The sequence below is a fragment of the Burkholderia sp. BDU5 genome (assembly GCF_001522845.1).
GTDB classification, from domain to species: Bacteria; Pseudomonadota; Gammaproteobacteria; order Burkholderiales; family Burkholderiaceae; genus Burkholderia; species Burkholderia mayonis.
This window is the reverse complement of sequence record NZ_LOWC01000066.1, coordinates 1-2,564: the sequence shown is the minus strand read 5'-3', so window position 1 is coordinate 2,564 and position 2,564 is coordinate 1. Positions and strand designations below refer to the sequence as shown.

The window sequence follows — 2,564 nt, the reverse complement described above, 5'->3', positions numbered from 1 at the left end:
TTCCATGGCAAGAGCGCCTCGTAATCATCGACGCTTCGCGCGTAGGGCAATGCCTTGAACAACTCGGTTAGATAGCGGTAAGCGTCGACGCCGTTGGCCTTACACGTCTCGACGAGCGAATAAAGGTTGGCACTCGCCTTCGCTCCGCCGGTCGTATCCGCGAACAACCACGCACGGCGCCCCACCACGAATGGGCGAATCGCGTTCTCGCAGGGGTTATTGTCAATCGGCCACGTTTCGTTTTCGACGTAGCGGTTCAGCTTCGGCCATTGTCCGGCCAGGTAGTTCAAGGCCTTGCCTAGCAGGCCGCTGGGTGCCGTTGTCGCCAGATACTCATCGAGCAACGACCTGATTCGTGCAAGCACCGCGCGGCTATAGCGCCGGCGAAGGCGAGCCCGACGATGGGGCTTCTGATCCGCGTGCGACTCGGCCGCGTACAGTTTGCCGATCAGCGTGATGAACTGCGTGGTCGGTTGATGAGGGCCACGTGCCTTCTTAGGCAATACGTCCTCGGCTTCCACGAAGTACCTCCTAGCATGCACCCAACATCCAAGATGCACGAGGCCATTGATATCGGCGATCGCGTTGTACGGTTCGTAGCCGTCCGTCATAAACACGGCGCCACGGCGAACGCCGGCCCACAGATCGCTGCCGTGCTGTTTGCCGCGCCCCGGCGCATAGCCGAACAGTCGCACCGGCGGCCCGCTGCCGTTCATCTGCACCCACATATAGCTCTTGGTTTGTGGCGCTCGTCCGGGCTCTTTCAGTACCTGCACGGTCGTCTCGTCGGCGAACACGATGTCGCTATCGAGCAAGTGATCGCGCATCAAGTTGATCACCGGCTGCACGGCTTCACCCACTCGTACCACGCTCGCAGCCAGCGTATTGCGCGAGATGTCGCCACCGAAGCGTTTGAGCAACGCAGCGATGCGATACAGCGGCAAGCCGTCCATGTACTTGGAAACCACGAACCACGCTAGCGCCGCTTCCGTAAACAGTCCCTTCGGGATGACGCGCGAGCGCGCCGGCGTTACCTTCAGGCTCTCGTCGCAGCGAGGGCATGCGTACTTCACACGTTCGTGCCGGATCACCCGCACCTGCTGCGGGATGATGTCCAGTTGTTCGCTCACTTCCACACCGATCTCGACGAGCACCGAGCCGTCGTGCGGGCACACGCGCTCCGATTCCGGCAGTTCATAGCGAACGACTTCGCGCGGCAAGGCCGGATCGAGCGGTTTGCGCCCGGGCTTCTTACGCGCGTGGCCGGCTACCTGCGTCTGGGCTTCGTCTTCTTCTTGCGCCGGCAGTGTTGCCGCCGTCGGCGCCAACGCTTCGGCCTCGTTCAAGAACAAGTCGCGTTGATCGGCGCTGCGGGCTTCACTCTTGGCGCCAAACAGCCGACGTTCATAGGCTTTTAGCTGCTCCTTGAGCAAGTCGCGTTCGACCTTCGTCACGCGCAGTTCGCCGCGCAACGCATCGCGCTCAGCAAGCATTGCGTCGCGCTCGGCAATGAGCGCGGCGAGTTCTTCGGCGGTAATCGAGGCGGGTTGTGGGGCGCGAGTCATCCCGTAACCATAGCGGGTTTCGACGACCCATGGGTTTACGTCGCCGCGCCGATCACGATCTGGATGTTGCTGCCGTGCAACCATGCGCCTGTCCTAGTTGACGCGCGCATAGTGCCGCGCTGGATGCTTGCGCATGGCGGCCAGATCGATGCCGTCCAGCAACCAGTGCAACTGCTCGACGCTCAGCTCGAGAATGCCGGCGACCTCGCGTGGCCATACGAAACGATCTGCTTCCAGCCGCTTCATCAAGAGCCAGAACCCGTTGCGCTCCCATAGCAGAAGCTTGATGCGATCGGCGCGCTTGTTGCGGAACACGTACACCGCTCGGGCGAATGGATCGAGTCCCAGCGCTTGCTCCACCAAGGCCGCCAAGCCGGTGATGTTCTTGCGGAAGTCCACCGCGTCGCGATGCACGTAGACCTTTAACTCAGGATCGAGCCGGAACATGACAGCGCACCAGCGTCTCGATCATCGTCGACATCAGCGCGAGCTCGCGTTCGTTGCAGTCGAGCTTGAGCGTCACGCCATTGGGCAACTGCGCGACGAGTTGCGATGACGGCGTGAGGTCATCGCGCAAGTGCGCGATCCCCATACGAGCTGATCGCCGAAAAACGTCAGTCACTGAGGCCTCGACCGCGCCGCTCTGAACCACGGGCACAAATGCCGGAGCCGGGCTCTCGATCGCCGTGCTCGCCACAGCGCCGTTGCGCGCGCGCTCGTAGTCCCTGATCCACTTGCGTAGCAGGTTGGCATTCACCGCGTGGTCCAGCGCGATCCTCGCGACTGACACCCCCGGTTGCATGCATGCCTGAACCAATTCCAGCTTAGCTTGCGGATCGAAACGCCGGCGCCGCCCGTCGCGTTCGAAGCCCGTCACCAGGCGTAACTTCAGATCGTCGCTGCTGTGCTCTGTCATGGTGTCCACCTCCTCGTTCAAGTGGACACAATCGTCGCCGCTCTAGCTTCACACGAACAGTGCGTGGTTCATCGATCGCTTAC

At 61.9% G+C, this 2,564-nt stretch carries 3 protein-coding genes; all 3 read right to left on the bottom strand.

The genetic code is table 11. The annotated features are described in order from the left end of the window. The coding region (gene tnpC, locus WS69_RS12245; protein WP_059471035.1) for an IS66 family transposase at positions 1 to 1,565 on the bottom strand (1,565 nt) is incomplete at its 3' end. Positions 1,566 to 1,658: 93 nt separating this feature from the next. Continuing rightward, complete coding sequence (gene tnpB / locus WS69_RS12240; RefSeq protein WP_059471034.1) at positions 1,659 to 2,012, bottom strand: IS66 family insertion sequence element accessory protein TnpB; 354 nt, start codon at positions 2,010 to 2,012, stop codon at positions 1,659 to 1,661. Beyond that, positions 1,993 to 2,481, bottom strand: coding sequence for an IS66-like element accessory protein TnpA (gene tnpA, locus WS69_RS12235; protein WP_059471036.1), 489 nt, complete (start codon positions 2,479 to 2,481; stop codon positions 1,993 to 1,995). The genes tnpB and tnpA overlap by 20 nt, the downstream gene beginning before the upstream one ends. Between the last annotated feature and the right edge of the window lie 83 nt (positions 2,482 to 2,564).